Source organism: Pseudomonas sp. GL_139_B, assembly GCF_057834475.1.
Genome location: NZ_CM174403.1, coordinates 1,826,302 through 1,846,191, shown reverse-complemented (window position 1 = coordinate 1,846,191; position 19,890 = coordinate 1,826,302). Strand labels below are relative to the sequence as shown.

The window sequence follows — 19,890 nt, the reverse complement described above, 5'->3', positions numbered from 1 at the left end:
GCTCCGAATCGGTCCGCCTTGCGCTGTTTTAAGTTCAGCGCCTTGCCGCAATGTTTACGTTAACGTAAGGGCAATGGCAAGTGCCTTACGGCGCTTGTGTTTCATCAGTTGCACCGCGTTATCGTTTTTCGCGAGCAGGCTCGCGATAGCGACCGACACAATCAGACATGGCAACCCAAGGCTGCGAATTCGCTCCCCCAACACCGCAAGCCCTTTTCGCGTGACCGCCACTTTGCTCTGTGGGTCCAATTCGAAAATATCGAACCCGAGGGACAGCACCAGCACTTGGGCACGGAAATCCTTCACCGCCGTCAACGCGACCTCCAGTTGACCGAGGAAGTCTGCCTCACTCACACCATGGGCCATCGGCAAGTTCAGGTTAAAACCCTCTCCCGCCCCGACACCGCGCTCATCACCAAAGCCTGCAACCCTTGGATAGAAACTCTACTACATGGACTAATCATGCCCTCCCCTTCTAACCACTGTTTGGGCAAAAGAATCTGCCCCTGGAACAGCTTGCCGTAGAGAACTTCGTCAGCATCGCCAGTGACCAACCCGGTGGCAACCTTTCGCCGCTGGCACTGTGTCGCGACCAGCAAGGCTTTACCGGCAAGATCGTCGCAACATCGACCAGCTTCGAAGACATTTATTGCCTGATCTGCGCAGGGTATGGCATTGGCTGTCTGCCGATACACCTGGTGCGCCGGGATGTCGAAAAAGGGTTGCTCTGGCGTTTACCGCCAGAAGAGTGCGTGGTGGATTTCGATATCCAGCTGTTGTGGAATCCCGACCAGAAGATGAGCCAGGTCGAAACCGTGTTCCTCGAAAGCTTCACAGCACATGCTCAGCATTCGTGAGCCTGTGCTGTGAAGCTTGCCCTTTTAGACGTGAGGATCGCCCGGGGCTTTGCTCGGGGCGGCGTATTGCGGTTTCAGGTGACCATCCTGATCCAGTAGCCAGGCGTCCATGATCTGTCGGACCACAGGACCGGCAACGCGACCACCGGCCTCGCCGTTTTCGATCATCACCGAGATGACAATCTTCGGGTGCTCGGCCGGGGCGAAACCGACGAACAAGGCGTTATCGCGGTTACGCTCCAGGGTTTTCGCCCGGTTGTAGCGCTCGCCCTGCTTGATCGCAACGACTTGCGCGGTACCACTCTTGCCGGCAATGCGGTATTGAGCCCCCAGCGCTGCCGCCCGGGCAATCCCGCGAGCATCGTGCATCACCATCTGCATGCCGTGGTTGACCTGTTCCCAATCATGCGGATTCTTTAGCAGGATGTTGGGCATCGGGTGCTCATCCACCGGAGCGACACCGTCCACGGTCTTGGCCAAGTGCGGCCGGTTCCAGACGCCTTTATTGGCGATCAGCGCAGTGGCCTGGGCTAATTGCAACGGTGTGACTTGCATATAGCCCTGACCAATACCGAGGATCACCGTCTCGCCAGGAAACCAGGCCTGACGGCGCGTGGCGCGTTTCCAGGCCTGGGATGGCATCAGACCGGCAGACTCTTCGAACATGTCCAGCGAGACCTTCTCGCCAAGACCGAACATCGCCATGTAGTCGTGCAAGCGATCGATGCCCAGCTTGTGGGCCAGATCGTAGAAGTAGGTGTCGTTGGAGCGCATGATCGCTGCGTCCATGTCCACCCAACCGTCGCCGCTGTGGTTCCAGTTGCGGTATTTGTGATCGTAGTCCGGGAGCTGGTAGTAACCCGGATCGAAGACACGGGTCTGTGGGGTGACGACGCCGGCATCGAGGCCGGCAATGGCCACCTCAGGTTTGATGGTCGAACCCGGTGCGTAGAGGCCTCGCAGCACGCGATTGAACAGCGGACGGTCGATGGAGTCGTGCAGCGCCGCGTATTCCTTGAAGCTGATCCCGGTGACGAACAGGTTCGGATCGAAGCTTGGCTTGCTGACCATTGCCAGCACTTCCCCGGTCGACGGGTCGAGCGCGACCACCGAACCTCGACGATCGCCCAAGGCTTCTTCGGCGGCCTCCTGAAGTTTGACGTCCAGACTCAGGACAATATTTTTACCGGGGACCGGATCAGTGTGTTTAAGCACGCGCAGCACGCGGCCTTGGGCGTTGGTTTCGACTTCTTCATAGCCGACTTGGCCATGCAGCTCGGACTCGTAGAATTTTTCAATACCGGTTTTGCCAATAGATTGGGTGCCACGGTATTCCACCGTGTCCAGGGCTTTGGATTCTTTCTCGTTGATGCGACCGACGTAGCCGATCGAATGCGCGAAGTGCGCGCCCATCGGATAGTGGCGAACGAACTGTGGCTCGACATCGATCCCCGGCAAGCGGAACTCGTTGACCGCCAGTACCGCGATCTGCTCTTCGCTCAGTTCATAGAACAGGGTGACCGGCACGAACGGATGACGGGTCTGCTTCATTGCCTTGTCGAACGATGTTCGATCTTCTGTCGACAGGTGCAGGAGATTGACCACCTCATCCAGCTCTTCTTTGACATCGGAGGCGCGTTCGCGGGTGATCGTCAGATTGAAGCTCGGCCGGTTGTCCGCCAGAACCACGCCATTGCGGTCGTAGATCAGCCCTCGGGTGGGCGTGATCGGCAGGACGTGGACACGGTTGTTTTCGGAGATGGTCGAGTGATAGTCGAATTCGACCACTTGCAGGACATACATACGCACCATCAGCGCGCAGGAAATAGCGACGACGAATAAGCCGCAAGCCATCAGTCGTTTGTTGACCAGGCGCGTCTCTTTTTCGTGGTCCTTGATCGGTATCGGTTCGGGCATTTCCGCAGCAGCTCTTTAACTAAAAAAGGGTGCCGATCCGTAGGCGTGAAATCAGTCCGTTAAAAACGAGCTGCACCATACCAAAAACTGTCCGCTCACTTTAGTTCGATTTCCTCTAACAGCTGTCCTTGAAGATCAAAACGACAGTCACCTGCTCTCTTTCCAGGCGGAATCATGCGCTGTATTTGGGGGATAGCCATGCCCCGAGCCCTTGCATAGAAACCCGACAAGTCAGCTTTCCTGCGGACAAAACAAAACCCCTACCTGCATACGCAGATAGGGGGTTCGGAATTTAATCTTGACGATGACCTACTCTCACATGGGGAAACCCCACACTACCATCGGCGATGCATCGTTTCACTGCTGAGTTCGGGATGGGATCAGGTGGTTCCAATGCTCTATGGTCGTCAAGAAATTCGGTAGCCAGCTCGTGCTCTCTTGCGAGATCACGCTCCAGCGAATGGGTATGCAATAGATTTGTGCGTTGCTTTCGAACTTTCGGTTCTTTCGTCTTCACACACCGCAATCTGGTCTTTCGACGCAAATTGCTTGGGTGTTATATGGTCAAGCCTCACGGGCAATTAGTATTGGTTAGCTCAACGCCTCACAGCGCTTACACACCCAACCTATCAACGTCGTAGTCTTCGACGGCCCTTCAGGGGACTCAAGGTCCCAGTGAGATCTCATCTTGAGGCTAGTTTCCCGCTTAGATGCTTTCAGCGGTTATCTATTCCGAACATAGCTACCCGGCAATGCCACTGGCGTGACAACCGGAACACCAGAGGTTCGTCCACTCCGGTCCTCTCGTACTAGGAGCAGCCCCTCTCAAATCTCAAACGTCCACGGCAGATAGGGACCGAACTGTCTCACGACGTTCTAAACCCAGCTCGCGTACCACTTTAAATGGCGAACAGCCATACCCTTGGGACCGGCTTCAGCCCCAGGATGTGATGAGCCGACATCGAGGTGCCAAACACCGCCGTCGATATGAACTCTTGGGCGGTATCAGCCTGTTATCCCCGGAGTACCTTTTATCCGTTGAGCGATGGCCCTTCCATACAGAACCACCGGATCACTAAGACCTACTTTCGTACCTGCTCGACGTGTCTGTCTCGCAGTCAAGCGCGCTTTTGCCTTTATACTCTACGACCGATTTCCGACCGGTCTGAGCGCACCTTCGTACTCCTCCGTTACTCTTTAGGAGGAGACCGCCCCAGTCAAACTACCCACCATACACTGTCCTCGATCCGGATAACGGACCTGAGTTAGAACCTCAAAGTTGCCAGGGTGGTATTTCAAGGTTGGCTCCACGCGAACTGGCGTCCACGCTTCAAAGCCTCCCACCTATCCTACACAAGCAAATTCAAAGTCCAGTGCAAAGCTATAGTAAAGGTTCACGGGGTCTTTCCGTCTAGCCGCGGATACACTGCATCTTCACAGCGATTTCAATTTCACTGAGTCTCGGGTGGAGACAGCGCCGCCATCGTTACGCCATTCGTGCAGGTCGGAACTTACCCGACAAGGAATTTCGCTACCTTAGGACCGTTATAGTTACGGCCGCCGTTTACCGGGGCTTCGATCAAGAGCTTCGCGTTAGCTAACCCCATCAATTAACCTTCCGGCACCGGGCAGGCGTCACACCCTATACGTCCACTTTCGTGTTTGCAGAGTGCTGTGTTTTTAATAAACAGTCGCAGCGGCCTGGTATCTTCGACCGGCATGGGCTTACGCAGTAAATGCTTCACCCTCACCGGCGCACCTTCTCCCGAAGTTACGGTGCCATTTTGCCTAGTTCCTTCACCCGAGTTCTCTCAAGCGCCTTGGTATTCTCTACCCAACCACCTGTGTCGGTTTGGGGTACGGTTCCTGGTTACCTGAAGCTTAGAAGCTTTTCTTGGAAGCATGGCATCAACCACTTCGTGTGCTAAAAGCACACTCGTCATCAGCTCTCGGCCTTAGAATCCCGGATTTACCTAAGATTCCAGCCTACCACCTTAAACTTGGACAACCAACGCCAAGCTGGCCTAGCCTTCTCCGTCCCTCCATCGCAATAACCAGAAGTACAGGAATATTAACCTGTTTTCCATCGACTACGCTTTTCAGCCTCGCCTTAGGGACCGACTAACCCTGCGTCGATTAACGTTGCGCAGGAAACCTTGGTCTTTCGGCGTGGGTGTTTTTCACACCCATTGTCGTTACTCATGTCAGCATTCGCACTTCTGATACCTCCAGCAAGCTTCTCAACTCACCTTCACAGGCTTACAGAACGCTCCTCTACCGCATCACCTAAGTGATACCCGTAGCTTCGGTGTATGGTTTGAGCCCCGTTACATCTTCCGCGCAGGCCGACTCGACTAGTGAGCTATTACGCTTTCTTTAAAGGGTGGCTGCTTCTAAGCCAACCTCCTAGCTGTCTAAGCCTTCCCACATCGTTTCCCACTTAACCATAACTTTGGGACCTTAGCTGACGGTCTGGGTTGTTTCCCTTTTCACGACGGACGTTAGCACCCGCCGTGTGTCTCCCATGCTCGGCACTTGTAGGTATTCGGAGTTTGCATCGGTTTGGTAAGTCGGGATGACCCCCTAGCCGAAACAGTGCTCTACCCCCTACAGTGATACATGAGGCGCTACCTAAATAGCTTTCGAGGAGAACCAGCTATCTCCGAGCTTGATTAGCCTTTCACTCCGATCCACAGGTCATCCGCTAACTTTTCAACGGTAGTCGGTTCGGTCCTCCAGTTAGTGTTACCCAACCTTCAACCTGCCCATGGATAGATCGCCCGGTTTCGGGTCTATTCCCAGCGACTAGACGCCCTATTAAGACTCGCTTTCGCTACGCCTCCCCTATTCGGTTAAGCTCGCCACTGAAAATAAGTCGCTGACCCATTATACAAAAGGTACGCAGTCACCCAACAAAGTGGGCTCCCACTGCTTGTACGCATACGGTTTCAGGATCTATTTCACTCCCCTCTCCGGGGTTCTTTTCGCCTTTCCCTCACGGTACTAGTTCACTATCGGTCAGTCAGTAGTATTTAGCCTTGGAGGATGGTCCCCCCATATTCAGACAAAGTTTCTCGTGCTCCGTCCTACTCGATTTCATGACCAAGAGATTTTCGCGTACAGGGCTATCACCCACTATGGCCGCACTTTCCAGAGCGTTCCGCTAATCTCAAAGCCACTTAAGGGCTAGTCCCCGTTCGCTCGCCACTACTAAGGGAATCTCGGTTGATTTCTTTTCCTCAGGGTACTTAGATGTTTCAGTTCCCCTGGTTCGCCTCTTAAGCCTATGTATTCAGCTTAAGATAACCATCTTATGATGGCTGGGTTCCCCCATTCAGACATCTCCGGATCAAAGTCTGTTTGCCGACTCCCCGAAGCTTTTCGCAGGCTACCACGTCTTTCATCGCCTCTGACTGCCAAGGCATCCACCGTATGCGCTTCTTCACTTGACCATATAACCCCAAGCAATCTGGTTATACTGTGAAGACGACATTCGCCGAAAATTCGCAATTTAACTCACAAATTTTACCTTAGCCTGATCCCACACCAGTGAAAGTGTGGTCCAGTCTATCTTTCTATCACATACCCAAATTTTTAAAGAACGAACTAGTCAAAGACTAGAAATCAACATTCACCATCATCGCGATGGAATGCTCATTTCTAAGCTTTATACCGACAGAAGCAGTAGTGGTGGAGCCAAACGGGATCGAACCGTTGACCTCCTGCGTGCAAGGCAGGCGCTCTCCCAGCTGAGCTATGGCCCCGTATTTCTACAGGCGTTTCCCACACAAAATTGGTGGGTCTGGGCAGATTCGAACTGCCGACCTCACCCTTATCAGGGGTGCGCTCTAACCAACTGAGCTACAGACCCAATTTCGGGCTGCTTCTTTCGTCTTCTTCAATGAATCAAGCAATTCGTGTGGGAACTTATGGAGCAGCTGATGTCGTCGATTAAGGAGGTGATCCAGCCGCAGGTTCCCCTACGGCTACCTTGTTACGACTTCACCCCAGTCATGAATCACACCGTGGTAACCGTCCTCCCGAAGGTTAGACTAGCTACTTCTGGTGCAACCCACTCCCATGGTGTGACGGGCGGTGTGTACAAGGCCCGGGAACGTATTCACCGCGACATTCTGATTCGCGATTACTAGCGATTCCGACTTCACGCAGTCGAGTTGCAGACTGCGATCCGGACTACGATCGGTTTTCTGGGATTAGCTCCACCTCGCGGCTTGGCAACCCTCTGTACCGACCATTGTAGCACGTGTGTAGCCCAGGCCGTAAGGGCCATGATGACTTGACGTCATCCCCACCTTCCTCCGGTTTGTCACCGGCAGTCTCCTTAGAGTGCCCACCATTACGTGCTGGTAACTAAGGACAAGGGTTGCGCTCGTTACGGGACTTAACCCAACATCTCACGACACGAGCTGACGACAGCCATGCAGCACCTGTCTCAATGTTCCCGAAGGCACCAATCCATCTCTGGAAAGTTCATTGGATGTCAAGGCCTGGTAAGGTTCTTCGCGTTGCTTCGAATTAAACCACATGCTCCACCGCTTGTGCGGGCCCCCGTCAATTCATTTGAGTTTTAACCTTGCGGCCGTACTCCCCAGGCGGTCAACTTAATGCGTTAGCTGCGCCACTAAGAGCTCAAGGCTCCCAACGGCTAGTTGACATCGTTTACGGCGTGGACTACCAGGGTATCTAATCCTGTTTGCTCCCCACGCTTTCGCACCTCAGTGTCAGTATCAGTCCAGGTGGTCGCCTTCGCCACTGGTGTTCCTTCCTATATCTACGCATTTCACCGCTACACAGGAAATTCCACCACCCTCTACCATACTCTAGCTCGTCAGTTTTGAATGCAGTTCCCAGGTTGAGCCCGGGGCTTTCACATCCAACTTAACGAACCACCTACGCGCGCTTTACGCCCAGTAATTCCGATTAACGCTTGCACCCTCTGTATTACCGCGGCTGCTGGCACAGAGTTAGCCGGTGCTTATTCTGTCGGTAACGTCAAGACAGCAACGTATTAGGTTACTGCCCTTCCTCCCAACTTAAAGTGCTTTACAATCCGAAGACCTTCTTCACACACGCGGCATGGCTGGATCAGGCTTTCGCCCATTGTCCAATATTCCCCACTGCTGCCTCCCGTAGGAGTCTGGACCGTGTCTCAGTTCCAGTGTGACTGATCATCCTCTCAGACCAGTTACGGATCGTCGCCTTGGTGAGCCATTACCTCACCAACTAGCTAATCCGACCTAGGCTCATCTGATAGCGCAAGGCCCGAAGGTCCCCTGCTTTCTCCCGTAGGACGTATGCGGTATTAGCGTTCGTTTCCGAACGTTATCCCCCACTACCAGGCAGATTCCTAGGCATTACTCACCCGTCCGCCGCTCTCAAGAGAAGCAAGCTTCTCTCTACCGCTCGACTTGCATGTGTTAGGCCTGCCGCCAGCGTTCAATCTGAGCCATGATCAAACTCTTCAGTTCAAACATCTTTGGGTTTTTAAGAAACCCTAAACTTGGCTCAGCAATCGTTGGTTACATCTTTGATTTCTCGCGGAGTAACTTGTGATGCTGATAATCTTGTTGACTATCAGTCTGACTCCACAAGCACCCACACGAATTGCTTGATTCAGTTGTTAAAGAGCGGTTGGTTAAGATCTTTCGTCTCAACCGAGGCGCGCACTCTACAGCAGCCTCTGTTGCTGTCAAGCGGTTATTTTCAGAAGCTTTCAAAGTTTCCTTTGTAACTTCAACCACTTGCGCTTTCGATCTCTCGTCAGCGGGAGGCGAATTCTACAGCGTTACACGCTGCTGTCAACACCTCTTTTTCAACTCCTTTCGGGCTTCGATAAACTGAAGCCGCTTGCTGCCGAAAACTGCATAACTCTTTGTTTACCAAGGAGTTTTCCGTTTCGACTGCGCCGGAAGTGGGGCGAATTATAGACACCCAGAATCTGCCGTCAAGCATTGATTTAGCTTTTCTATCCGGTTACTCAAAATCACTGCTTATATATAGACGCGCCCGCCTCGAATGCGCACTATATTGCTCAACCGCGATGAAAAGTACTTTCGCTTCCTACTTCGGACGATGCCACGTAATGAATGATCAGCCCCGCAGTCTTGCCTCGACCTTGTTCCCGGTGGGCCTGCTGCTAATAGCTATGGCGTCGATCCAGTCCGGAGCGTCTTTGGCTAAAAGCATGTTTCCTGTTATCGGTGCCCAAGGAACCACCACCTTACGCCTGATTGTCGCCAGTGTGATCATGTTGCTTCTACTCCGCCCATGGCGGGCGAAGCTCACTGCAAAATCCCTACGCACCGTGATCATTTACGGAATGGCATTGGGCGGCATGAACTTCCTCTTCTATATGTCTCTACGCACTGTCCCCCTGGGAATTGCCGTAGCTCTGGAGTTCACCGGGCCGTTGGCGGTGGCAATCTACGCCTCGCGTCGCGCGATCGACTTTTTGTGGATAGCGTTGGCCGCAATAGGATTACTCCTGCTAATCCCGACAGGAGCCACAACTGCCGGGATTGACCTGGCAGGTGCAGGTTATGCTTTGGGCGCGGGTGCTTGCTGGGCTCTATACATTCTTTATGGTCAGAAGGCCGGCGCTGATAACGGCGTGCAAACCGCAGCACTGGGCGTGATGATTGCCGCATTGTTCGTGGCCCCTATCGGCATCGTCCATGCTGGCGCTGCACTGTTGAGTCCGGCGCTGATCCCCGTGGCCATCGGGGTTGCCATACTGTCCACCGCCCTCCCCTACACGCTCGAAATGGTTGCCCTCACCCAAATGCCAGCCCGCACATTTGGCACATTAATGAGCATTGAACCTGCGTTCGGCGCGTTGTCTGGCCTGTTGTTCCTCAATGAATACCTATCACTGTCACAATGGATGGCTATCTTGTGCATCATTCTCGCTTCCGTGGGTGCAACCATGACAATGGGCAGTGCTGCCAAGCCAGCGGTTGCGGCAGATTGAAACAGGGTTTTACACGGGTCTGGTAATTGCCGTTCAATTAGGCCATGTTTAGAGCCGTAACCCAGTGCCAGGCATGGATTTTTCAGGGTAGGGATATCAGAACGCTTTAAGAGCGAGTGCGAATGCAGCGAGACCCGGGCACAAGATCCGGGAACGCTATAAGGACAGCAATGAAACGAATGTTGATAATGATCACCGTACTTGCAATTGCGGGATGTGCGGCGACCTCGAAAACACAAGTCAAACACGGCAAAAAAGGGCTGCATATCAACTGCTCAGGACTCACATCCTCGTGGGAAAAGTGCTACACCAGCGCCGCCAACTCGTGCGCACCCAAGGGGTACAAGGTTCTCGCCAAATCGGGGGACGCGGTGGAAGAACCCGGAGATTATCCGTTCGGGCTCAATCCAGCCGGCTACACCAGTCGCAGCATGATCGTCATTTGCAAATAGATTGATGCCTTCCGGCAATTTGACGACCAATCTCATCGCAACTGGACTTCAATACATTATTCTGGATGCTTGGCGTCGCCAGCATCCGGGCGACAACTAAAGCACCGATACATTGCGACAGGATGGCCCAAGCCAGACTGTCGCTCTCCAGAATACGCGCCCAACTCTCCTGTAGCTGACAAATCCAGCGTTCTGCCTGCTGGCGAACCAGCACATCCGAACGAGCGATCTCTGCGCCTAATGCCGGCAAAGCGCATCCGGATTCTGGATGCTCGACATGCGCCATGCTCAGGTAATGCTTAACGCAACGTTCAAGTTTTTCACACTCCTGGTCGGCGCCTAGTCGCTCCAAGCTTTGACTTAGCTCCCGCTCGACGATTGAAGCGAACAGTTCGTCCTTCGACGAAAAATGACTGTAGAAAGCCCCGCCACTCAAGCCAATCGCCTTCATCAAGCCGTCGACACCGACCGTGGAAAAACCTGACTTCTTGGCAGACACCGCACTGCTTTCCAGCAGTTTCTCTTTTGTTTGCAACTTGTGGCTAGCCGAGTAGCGCATTTCCATTTCCTCAGGATTGATCATCTTGACGCCTGCCGAATCGTAGCATAACGTTCGTTCAGTTAACGATCGTTTAGCAAAGGAAGCCCCCCATGAATAACAAGAAAGTCGTACTGGTTGTCGGCGCAGGTGATGCTACCGGCGGTGCCATTGCCAAACGTTTTGCTCAGGAAGGCTACGTAGCCTGCGTCACCCGACGCAGTGCAGACAAACTGCAGCCGTTGGTTGACGCGATCAAAGCCCATGGCGGTGACGCCCACGGTTTTGCTTGCGATGCGCGCAAGGAAGAAGAGGTGATTGCATTAGTCGAACAGATCGAAAGCGAGATCGGGCCCATTGAAGCGTTTGTCTTCAACATTGGCGCTAATGTGCCCTGCAGCATTCTCGAAGAAACGGCCCGCAAGTATTTCAAGATTTGGGAGATGGCCTGTTTTTCAGGTTTTCTTAATGCTCGTGAAGTCGCCAAGCGCATGGCCAAGCGTCAACGGGGCACTATCCTTTTCACAGGGGCGACGGCTGGCATGCGCGGTGCCGCTGGATTTGCAGCGTTCGCCGGCGCCAAGCACGGCATTCGTGCCTTGGCCCAAAGCATGGCGCGTGAGCTCGGCCCCATGAATATCCATGTTGCTCACGTCGTCGTCGACGGGGCTATCGATACCGATTTCATCCGCGAGAGTTTCCCGGAAAAATACGCGACCAAAGACGAAGACGGCATTCTCAACCCCGAGCACATCGCCGAAAACTACTGGTACCTGCATAGCCAGCCAAGGGACGCCTGGACTTTCGAACTGGATTTACGGCCCTGGAGTGAAAGCTGGTAAGTCCTTCCCTACAACAATAAACAGAGCGTACCGACCATGAGCAAAACCGTGGAATTCTTTTTCGACCTCGGTAGCCCGGCCACGTACCTGGCCTATACCCAGCTACCAAAAATCTGTGAGCAAACCGGCAGTCAACTGATTTACACGCCAATGCTGCTGGGTGGCGTCTTCAAAGCCACCGGCAACGCTTCACCGGCGGTCATCCCGGCCAAGGGCCGCTATATGTTTCAAGACCTCGACCGCTATGCAAAACGCTATGGCGTGCCACTGAAATTCAACCCGCACTTCCCCATCAACACCCTGATGCTCATGCGCGCCGTGACCGGGATTCAGTTACGTCATCCCGAGCGCTTCCTCGCGTTTATCGACTGCCTGTTTACTGCTCTCTGGGTTGAAGGCCGCAGCCTCGATGATCCCGCCACCGTCGCCGCTGTGCTGACACAAAACGGTTTTGACCCCAATGAAGTACTGGCCTTGACTGCCGATGAGGAAGTCAAAGCCGCCCTCAAGGACAATACCGATAAAGCGGTACAGCGCGGTGTATTCGGGGCGCCGAGCATGTTCGTCGGCAACCAGCTGTTCTTTGGCCAGGATCGGTTGGAGTTCGTTGTTGAAGCCCTGAGTTAAATCTCGACCACCAACCGTCCCTGCGCACCTCCCGAAACGAGCAATTCATGAGCGGCCTCGGCAGTTTCCAGCGTGAACTGCCGAGGATCGAGCAGCGGTTTCAACTGACCCGCCTCAATTAACCGCGTCGAGTCCTGAAGAATCTGGCCATGATGCACACACCCCTTGCCGGTCAACAGCGGCAACAGCGTAAACACCCCGGAATAAGTCGCACCACGAAACGATAATGGCGCAAGACTGTGCTGCCCCCAGCCCAGACAGCTCACTACATGCCCGTCATAAACCCGCACAGCCTTGAATGAATCATCCAGCACCCCTCCGCCCACCGTGTCATAGACGACATCGAAGCCCTCCCCAGAAGTGAACTCAGCCACATAATCCTCAACCGAAGACGCGCGATAATCGATAAACGTTGCACCGAAACTTTCAATAATCCCCTTATGACCCGCTGAACCCGTCGCGAACACTTCCGCACCGAAAGCCCGGGCAACTTGCACAGCCACGTGCCCGACACCACCCGCGCCACCGTGAATCAGCACTTTCTGACCAGCCCGAACCCGAGCCCGATCAACCAACCCTTCCCACGCAGTGATCAATACCAATGGCAACCCTGCGGCCTCGCGCATGCTCAGATTCTTCGGCTTGTGCGCCAGAAGCCGCGAATCAACCACCGCGAACTCCGCGAGAGAGCCCTGCGCACCGCCAATTCCGGTCGCCATCGCATAGACCTCATCACCCGGCAGCCACCCGCTGACACCCTCTCCTATTGCCTCAACGATCCCCGCGAGATCCATGCCCAATACAGCCGGCAATGGCTGCCGTGCATGAGTCGCCTGTCCCGAACGAATCTTCGCATCCAGCGGATTCACCCCGCTGGCCTTGATCCTCACCAGCACTTGGCCCGCTCCCGGCACAGGCCGAGGCAGGGAAACCGAGCGTAAAGGCCCATTGGCCGAGTCAACAATCAGAGCGCGCATTTCAAGTGAGTCAGTCATTTCGCCAAATTCCGTCAGAAGTGGGTGTGAGATTAATCTTCATCCAGCTCACTCATGCCGATAAGACGCTATATAGCTATAGTGATCATGCCTATACAGCATCAATGAGAAATCTGGTGGACACACTCAACGCAATGGCCACTTTCGTCCGGGTCGTCGAACGTGGCAGCTTCTCGGCCGTTGCCCGGGAGATACAGACCAGCCAGCCGACTATCAGCAAAATATTAAGGGCGCTGGAAACCAGACTGGGCGCCAAGCTGATTAGCCGCAGCACCCGCCAACTGTCACTGACCGATGAAGGTCAGCGCTACTACAATGAATGCCGGCAAATCCTGGCCGCCGTGGACGCAGCGGAACAGCGTTTTCGATCGGGACGCGAATCCGTCGCCGGCAACCTGAAAATCGGTTCATCCGTGAGTTTCGGGCGCTTGCACATTGCACCCCGACTCCCTGAGTTTCTCAAAGCGCACCCTCAGGTTCAGATTGACTTGCAACTCAGCGATCAAAATCAGGACCCGGTCAGTGAAGGGCTGGACGTGACGTTCAGAATCGGGGAGTTGACCGATAGTGGCCTGCTCGCGCGTCACATCGGTACCACCCACCGGATTACCGTTGCAGCGCCTGACTACCTCAAGCAACACGGCCAGCCGCAAACCCCGGAAGAACTCGGCACGCATAATTGCCTGCAATTCAATTTGCTGAACAGTCAGAACCTATGGAATTACGAAAGAGGCAACCAACGCCACGAAGTACGCATCAAGGGTAATGCGCAAAGCAATAACTCCGAGGCGATTCGCGAGATGGTGCTGGGGGGATTGGGAATTGCGCTGTCGCCAGTTTGGCTATTCAGCGAGGATCTGAAAGCCGGCCGAGTGCAGGCCATTTTGCAAGACTACACGGCCCAGTCGCTGCCGATTCATGCCGTGTCCCCGGCGAATCGTCGCCAATCCGCCAGGGTCAAAGCTTTTGTCGACTACATGAGTCAGGCGCTCAACCAAGCGCCTGAACTCCAACCCGTCAAATAGCCGCAGTACGGGTATTCAACCACTCAAGGGCGGCACCATCGAGCAGAGGGCTCAAGCGCTCTCGCACTTCAGCGTGGTAGGCGTTGAACCACTGTTTCTCCTCCAGCGTCAGCAGCGACGGCTCCAGACAGCGGGTGTCGATCGGGCACAGCGTCAGGGTTTCAAACTTGAGGAACTCACCAAATTCGCTGGTGCCCGCCTCACGGTTCAGCGCCAGGTTCTCGATACGCACCCCCCAACGGCCCGGACGGTAAGTGCCTGGTTCTATGGAGGTGATCATGCCCGGCTGCATCGCGGTCTGCGGAGTAGCAGCGGCCTGATAGGCGATGACCTGCGGGCCTTCGTGAACGTTGAGGAAATAGCCTACGCCATGGCCGGTACCGTGACCGTAGTCGACGCCTTCAGCCCAGATCGGCGCGCGAGCGATGGCATCGAGCAACGGCGACAAAATCCCCCGAGGAAATTGCGCACGGGACAATGCGATCACGCCTTTGAGGACACGTGTGCAGTCACGTTTCTGTTCGTCCGTCGGTGTACCCACCGGTACCATCCGCGTGATGTCGGTGGTGCCACCCAGGTATTGACCGCCGGAATCGATCAGCAACAGACCGTCACCCTCGATCACCGCGTGCTCTTCTTCGGTCGCATGGTAATGCGGCATCGCGCCATTGGCGTTGAACGCGGCAATGGTATTGAAGCTCAGCGACACGTAGCCAGGACGTCGGGTACGCGCGGCGGTCAGGTGTTCGTCAATGGTCAGCTCTGTGATGCGCTCACGACCCAGGGCCGAGTCCAGCCAAGTAAAGAATTCGCACAGCGCGGCGCCGTCCTGCTCCATGGCCTGACGAATGTGCTCGGCGTCGGCCAGGCTTTTCTGCGACTTGGCCAGCGTAGTCGGGTTCAGGCCTTCGACCAGTTTTACACCACTGTCGAGGTTCTCCAGCAAACCGGCGGTGACGCGTGCCGGATCGACCAGCAGACTCGCGCCGCTCGGCACGGCGCGCAAAGCGGCGGCCACTTCACTGTAATCGCGCAGGGTCACGCCGTCTTGTTCAAGCACCGCACGCAGTTCGGCATCGACTTTGCTCAGGGCCACGAACAAGGTGGCCTGCTCCTGGCTGATCAAGGCGAAGGACACGAACACCGGGTTGAACGACACGTCGCCGCCGCGCAGGTTGAACAGCCAGGCGATGTCATCAAGGGTGGCGACAAAATGCCAGTCAGCGCCACGGTCTTTCATCACCTCGCGCAGCTTCGCAAGTTTTTCACCACGGCTGACTGTCGCCTGCGGTGGCAAATGTTGATAGATCGGCTCATTTGGCAGCGTCGGACGGTCACTCCAGACTTCGTTCAACAGGTCGATGTCGGTACGCAGGCGAGCGCCGCGCTCTTCGAGTTTTCCACCCAGCGTACGCGCCGAGGCTACCGCCATCACCGCACCATCCACCGCGACGACGCCCCCTTCAGGGGTTTTTTCGGCCAGCCAGTCCAGCGGGCTGGGTTGACCCGGTTGCAGCTTGACCAGTTCAATGCCGCTGCCCTTGAGTTCCTTGGTCGCTTGCTCCCAATAACGGCTGTCGGCCCAGACGCCGGCAAAATCCGGCGTAACGATCAGTGTGCCGACCGAGCCATGGAAGCCCGACAACCACTGCCGCCCCTGCCAGTAGCCTGGCAAGTATTCCGACAGGTGCGGATCGGCCGACGGCACCAGCAAGGCATGAATGCCTTCGCGGCTCATCAGTTCGCGGGTTTGCGCCAGGCGCTGGGGCACCGATCCATTGATCGAAGGCTGCGTACTCATCGTGTCTCCTGCTAATCACTTCAGCTTTATTGTTGAGTGCCGATCTGAGTCGGCGCTTTAAGGCGCTACTGCCAGAATGCCGGGGCGCTGGCGCAGGCCGCTTTGATCAGGTGCACCGCTTGGTCGATGTCTTGCTCGGTGGTGAACCGGCCGAGACTCAAGCGAATCGTGCGGCTCGCCAAATGGGCATCATGCCCCAAGGCCAGCAGCACATGGGATGGAACGTTGCTGGCGGAGTTACAGGCCGACGTCGCAGAAAAGGCGATCGAATGGCTCAACGCCGCAGAATTAAACTCACCTTCGCTGAAGGTCAGGCTCATGGTATGAGGAATGCGTTGGGTCGGGCTGCCATTGAGGCGAACGCCGGGAAGGCTGAGCAATGGCTCAAGCAAACGTTCGCGCAAGCGCACGATCATGGCTTTCTCTTCATCGAACGAAGCGGCGGCCAATGCGAAGGCAACGCCCATGGCTGCGATCTGATGGGTCGCCAGAGTGCCGGAACGCAATCCGCCCTCGTGACCACCACCGTGAATCTGTGCCTGCAAACGTTGCTGCGCACGCGGGCCGACGTACAGCGCACCGATGCCTTTGGGGCCGTAGATTTTGTGCGCGGAAAACGACATCAGGTCCACCGGCAAGCGGGCCAGATCGATAGCCACTTTGCCCGCACCCTGAGCGGCGTCGACATGGAACAACGCATCGCGAGCGCGCACGACGTCGCCGATGGCGGCGATATCGTTGACCGTGCCCAGTTCGTTGTTGACCAGCATCAGCGATACCAGAAAGGTGTCTTCGCGCATCGCTTCGCTGACCGCTTGCGCGGTGATCAAACCGTCGGCATCAGGCGCCAGATACGTCACCGCAACACTGGTGTCCTGCAATTGTTTCGCCGTGTCGAGAATCGCCTTGTGTTCGATCTGGCTGGTAATGATGTGCCCACCGCTGACACCGCGCGCCTGGGCCACGCCTTTGAGCGCGAGGTTGTTGGATTCAGTGGCGCCGGAGGTCCAGACGATCTGCGCAGCCTGTGCGCCGACCAGTTCGGCGACCTGCTGCCGGGCGTGCTCGACCGACTGTCGGGCTTGCTGGCCAAAGGCATGGGAGCTGGACGCCGGGTTGCCGAAATTGCCGGTAAAGCCCAGACACTCGACCATGACCTTGATGACCCGCTCATCCACCGGCGTGGTGGCGGCGTAATCGAAATACAAAGGACGTTTATTCATAAAAGACTCGCAGAGCGTGTTCCGGGATCAGGAGGCTCGTAACGGAAACGTCAAAGCGCAGCCTTGTGAGCTGCGCGGATATTTCAGTACGTTAGAAATACCTGATCGGAGGCCGTTAAAGAAGAACAACTTCATTTAAAAGTGCGTAGGAACGCTCCTGAAGTCGAGCTTAACAGGCATCGGGCAAGCGGTTGAAGCAATGCATCAGTGAATGCTTTCAAGAAGTAACGGATACATCGAAGCTACCAACAGCGCCGCCATGCCCCAGTTGAAAAGACGCAACCAGCGGCGATCCTTCAACACGTTGCGTAACAACGTGCCGCAGCCGGCCCAGACACTGACGCTAGGCAAGTTGATCAAAGCGAACACCGCCGCAATCACGAGCACATTAGTGAAGTAGCCCTGCATTGGCGTATAGGTGCTGATGGCACCAATGGCCATGATCCACGCCTTGGGATTGACCCATTGGAACGCCGCTGCCCCCAGGTAGCTGATGGGCTTGCTCTCGCCGTTCTCGCTCTCGGAGACAGGACCTGAATGGGCAATTTTCCACGCAAGGTACAGCAAATACGCCGCGCCGACATAGCGCAGCACGGTGTAGAGCATGGGATAGGTTTGAAACACAGCGCCGAGGCCGAACCCGACAGCGACCACCAAGACAAAGAAACCGCAGGTGACACCCAACATGTGCGGGATGGTGCGGTTAAAGCCGAAGTTCACACCCGATGCCAGCAACATGGTGTTGTTGGGGCCGGGAGTAATCGAGGTAACCAGCGCAAACAGGGCGAAGCCCATCAGCAGGTCGAGTGAGAGCGTCATGAGCGGCAGTCCATTAGGGTCAGTCGGTTGTTAAGACCCTATCGCACGCCTTGCGGGAAACCCACGGACAGTTACGTAAAACTTCGAGCGGTACAGTTTTCGATCAGCTTGAACGACCGTGAAGCTGTACAGCACGCTCGGCGTTCATCTCGCCTTGTTTATCGAAACCAAACGATTTTTGCGGTTGCCCAAGCAACGCCGCTTTCTTCGCGTGGTACTCCTCGAATGAGAGGCTACGACGATTCAACTCCTCAAGCGCCAATTCCTTGGATTCTTCGGCGGTGTAGGGCCGTAGTTCAGGTGAAACATGGCTGGCACATCCGGCAAGCACGGAGATCGCGAGCAGCAAGAAAGTGGCAATTAGAGGTTTCATTTTGGCGTCCTGCATCTGGGTACGGGGGCATGAACACAGGCTACTCGTGCCGTTTCACGGGCAAAAATCAACGCTCTCGATAGTGGGTATCGACTTTGGCGAACGCACTGAAGCCGCATCGATACTTATTCCAATAGCGTTCGTCAGGTGCTCGGTGGCCAACACCACGCTGACCTATATTTATTCGGCCGCAGGTCGGCACAGGACACCTTGTCACCCACAACAACAAACAGGGAGATTCATCATGACCGTCAAACCCATTCCAGAGGGTTATCACAGCATCACCCCGTATCTGGGCATTCAAAAAGCTGCCGAAGCGATCGAGTTCTACAAGAAGGCCTTTGGCGCCATCGAAGTCATGCGCCTGGCCATGCCTGATGGCAGCATTGGTCACGCCGAACTGAGGATCGGAGACTGCCCGATCATGCTTGGCACACCGTGCGATCAGGGGCCGTTGAGCAATCCTGAAAAGTCACCTTCAGTGGGTCTGCATCTGTATGTGACGGATGTGGACAAGTCCTATAAACAGGCGATTGATGCGGGCGGCACGGTGGTGTCCGAGGTCAAGGATCAGTTTTACGGCGACCGCTCCGGGACGCTGAAGGATCCGTATGGGCATTTGTGGTTTTTGGCCACGCGCAAGGAAGACCTGACTCAAGCGCAGATCGAGCAGCGGGCGAAGGAGATGTTTCAACAGGGTTGAGAGCTTTATTGCCTGATCGGGCCTCATCGCGAGCAAGCTCGCTTCCACAGGGGATCTATGCCACACCCAAGATCCATTGTGGGAGCGAGCTTGCTCGCGAAGGGGCCATCCCCAACACCGCAATAACCACGCCCTGTAACAACTACCCGCCAATAAGAAACATTTACTTTCATCTCCCTCTTCGGGATTTCCGATTCTCATCCGTCTTATAGAGATGCAGTCGGCGTGCGCTCGCAACGGCCCTCGCCGGCCTTTTCATGGACCTCCACGCTGGGAAGCCCGCAGCAGAGGTTCTCTCATCGATACAAGACCTTTAATCATGTCGAAGAAATCTCGTTCCAAACTCTGGTTTCTGGTCCACAGCTGGCTGGCATTGCCGATCTGGTTTTTCGTGCTGATTGTCTGTGTCACCGGCACATTGGCGGTGATCAGCCAGGAAATCGTCTGGCTGGCCACCCCGCAAATGCGCGCCAGCCAGCCGTCGGACGATGCGCCGCAGCTCAGCTATGACCAGATCATCACGGCAATCAAACAGGCCGAACCCGACACGCTGATCGAGTCCATCAGCCGCCCCGACGAATCCCTCTTTGCCCTCGACGTCAGCGTCAGCTACCCCGACGGCCGCTCGGTGACGGTGTACGTCAATCCATACAGCGGCGTTATTCAGGGCACCGCCCCGGCCTTCGATTTCAAGGCCTTTACCCACGCGCTGCACGGCTGGTGGCTG

13 protein-coding genes, 2 tRNA genes, 3 rRNA genes and 3 pseudogenes are annotated in these 19,890 nt (G+C 55.5%); 8 read left to right on the top strand and 13 right to left on the bottom strand.

Annotated elements, in window-relative coordinates; translation table 11 throughout:
• Window positions 1-54: 54 nt before the first annotated feature.
• Window positions 55-444, bottom strand: a pseudogene (locus AC3ISI_RS08475) (hypothetical protein); the annotation flags it as partial.
• Between the two features lie 38 nt (window positions 445-482).
• On the opposite strand from AC3ISI_RS08475, the pseudogene AC3ISI_RS08470 reads away from it, so the two are divergent.
• Window positions 483-870: pseudogene (locus AC3ISI_RS08470) on the top strand (LysR substrate-binding domain-containing protein); the annotation flags it as partial.
• A gap of 11 nt (window positions 871-881) precedes the next feature.
• Here AC3ISI_RS08470 and mrdA read toward each other — a convergent pair.
• The 6 genes from mrdA to AC3ISI_RS08440 form a co-directional block, all read right to left on the bottom strand.
• A complete protein-coding gene (gene mrdA, locus AC3ISI_RS08465) occupies window positions 882-2,774 on the bottom strand; it encodes a penicillin-binding protein 2 (protein ID WP_489336379.1) in 1,893 nt (630 codons plus the stop codon).
• Between the two features lie 296 nt (window positions 2,775-3,070).
• Window positions 3,071-3,186 (bottom strand): 5S ribosomal RNA (rrf, locus tag AC3ISI_RS08460).
• 148 nt (window positions 3,187-3,334) lie between these two features.
• Window positions 3,335-6,226, bottom strand: a 23S ribosomal RNA gene (locus AC3ISI_RS08455).
• Window positions 6,227-6,462: 236 nt separating this feature from the next.
• Window positions 6,463-6,538: transfer RNA gene (locus AC3ISI_RS08450), tRNA-Ala, on the bottom strand.
• A gap of 30 nt (window positions 6,539-6,568) precedes the next feature.
• Window positions 6,569-6,645, bottom strand: a tRNA-Ile gene (locus tag AC3ISI_RS08445).
• 81 nt (window positions 6,646-6,726) lie between these two features.
• Window positions 6,727-8,263 (bottom strand): 16S ribosomal RNA (locus AC3ISI_RS08440).
• The 16S, 23S and 5S rRNA genes sit together here with 2 tRNA genes alongside, the layout of an rRNA operon.
• A gap of 614 nt (window positions 8,264-8,877) precedes the next feature.
• On the opposite strand from AC3ISI_RS08440, the gene rhtA reads away from it, so the two are divergent.
• Entirely contained in the window at window positions 8,878-9,765 is an 888-nt protein-coding gene (rhtA, locus tag AC3ISI_RS08435) for a threonine/homoserine exporter RhtA (RefSeq protein ID WP_489336377.1), read from the top strand.
• Between the two features lie 170 nt (window positions 9,766-9,935).
• Window positions 9,936-10,217, top strand: a complete 282-nt coding sequence (locus tag AC3ISI_RS08430) for a hypothetical protein (RefSeq protein WP_489336375.1) — start codon at window positions 9,936-9,938, stop codon at window positions 10,215-10,217.
• Here the strand turns inward: AC3ISI_RS08430 and AC3ISI_RS08425 are convergent.
• A complete protein-coding gene (locus tag AC3ISI_RS08425) occupies window positions 10,204-10,776 on the bottom strand; it encodes a TetR/AcrR family transcriptional regulator (protein WP_489337670.1) in 573 nt (190 codons plus the stop codon). The two genes, AC3ISI_RS08430 and AC3ISI_RS08425, sit on opposite strands and share 14 nt — an antisense overlap.
• A gap of 92 nt (window positions 10,777-10,868) precedes the next feature.
• Between AC3ISI_RS08425 and AC3ISI_RS08420 the strand changes: the two genes are divergently transcribed.
• Together AC3ISI_RS08420 and AC3ISI_RS08415 are read left to right on the top strand one after the other, a co-directional pair.
• Window positions 10,869-11,597, top strand: a complete 729-nt coding sequence (locus AC3ISI_RS08420; protein ID WP_489336374.1) for an SDR family oxidoreductase — start codon at window positions 10,869-10,871, stop codon at window positions 11,595-11,597.
• 36 nt (window positions 11,598-11,633) lie between these two features.
• Window positions 11,634-12,224: a 2-hydroxychromene-2-carboxylate isomerase gene (locus AC3ISI_RS08415; protein WP_489336372.1), complete on the top strand. Its 591-nt coding sequence runs from the start codon at window positions 11,634-11,636 to the stop codon at window positions 12,222-12,224.
• On the opposite strand, the gene AC3ISI_RS08410 is transcribed toward AC3ISI_RS08415, so the two are convergent.
• Window positions 12,221-13,219 carry a zinc-dependent alcohol dehydrogenase family protein gene (locus AC3ISI_RS08410; protein ID WP_489336371.1) on the bottom strand — a complete coding sequence of 333 codons (999 nt, stop codon included), beginning with the start codon at window positions 13,217-13,219 and terminating at the stop codon, window positions 12,221-12,223. The genes AC3ISI_RS08415 and AC3ISI_RS08410 overlap by 4 nt on opposite strands.
• A gap of 104 nt (window positions 13,220-13,323) precedes the next feature.
• On the opposite strand from AC3ISI_RS08410, the gene AC3ISI_RS08405 reads away from it, so the two are divergent.
• Window positions 13,324-14,244 carry a LysR family transcriptional regulator gene (locus tag AC3ISI_RS08405; RefSeq protein ID WP_489337668.1) on the top strand — a complete coding sequence of 307 codons (921 nt, stop codon included), beginning with the start codon at window positions 13,324-13,326 and terminating at the stop codon, window positions 14,242-14,244.
• Here the strand turns inward: AC3ISI_RS08405 and AC3ISI_RS08400 are convergent.
• From AC3ISI_RS08400 to AC3ISI_RS08385, 4 genes are all read right to left on the bottom strand, one after another.
• On the bottom strand, window positions 14,237-16,045 hold the full coding sequence (locus AC3ISI_RS08400) for an aminopeptidase P family protein (RefSeq protein ID WP_489336370.1): 1,809 nt from the start codon (window positions 16,043-16,045) through the stop codon (window positions 14,237-14,239). The genes AC3ISI_RS08405 and AC3ISI_RS08400 overlap by 8 nt on opposite strands.
• Before the next feature lie 65 nt (window positions 16,046-16,110).
• A complete protein-coding gene (locus AC3ISI_RS08395; protein ID WP_489336369.1) occupies window positions 16,111-17,268 on the bottom strand; it encodes an aminotransferase class V-fold PLP-dependent enzyme in 1,158 nt (385 codons plus the stop codon).
• Window positions 17,269-17,472: 204 nt separating this feature from the next.
• Window positions 17,473-18,087: a LysE family translocator gene (locus tag AC3ISI_RS08390; protein WP_489336368.1), complete on the bottom strand. Its 615-nt coding sequence runs from the start codon at window positions 18,085-18,087 to the stop codon at window positions 17,473-17,475.
• Window positions 18,088-18,190: 103 nt separating this feature from the next.
• On the bottom strand, window positions 18,191-18,460 hold the full coding sequence (locus tag AC3ISI_RS08385; RefSeq protein ID WP_489336366.1) for a hypothetical protein: 270 nt from the start codon (window positions 18,458-18,460) through the stop codon (window positions 18,191-18,193).
• Window positions 18,461-18,704: 244 nt separating this feature from the next.
• Here AC3ISI_RS08385 and AC3ISI_RS08380 point away from each other — a divergent pair, with 244 nt between their 5' ends.
• Both AC3ISI_RS08380 and AC3ISI_RS08375 read left to right on the top strand, forming a co-directional pair.
• Window positions 18,705-19,163: a VOC family protein gene (locus tag AC3ISI_RS08380; protein ID WP_489336364.1), complete on the top strand. Its 459-nt coding sequence runs from the start codon at window positions 18,705-18,707 to the stop codon at window positions 19,161-19,163.
• A gap of 214 nt (window positions 19,164-19,377) precedes the next feature.
• Window positions 19,378-19,887, top strand: a pseudogene (locus tag AC3ISI_RS08375) (PepSY-associated TM helix domain-containing protein); the annotation flags it as partial.
• Window positions 19,888-19,890: the final 3 nt, after the last annotated feature.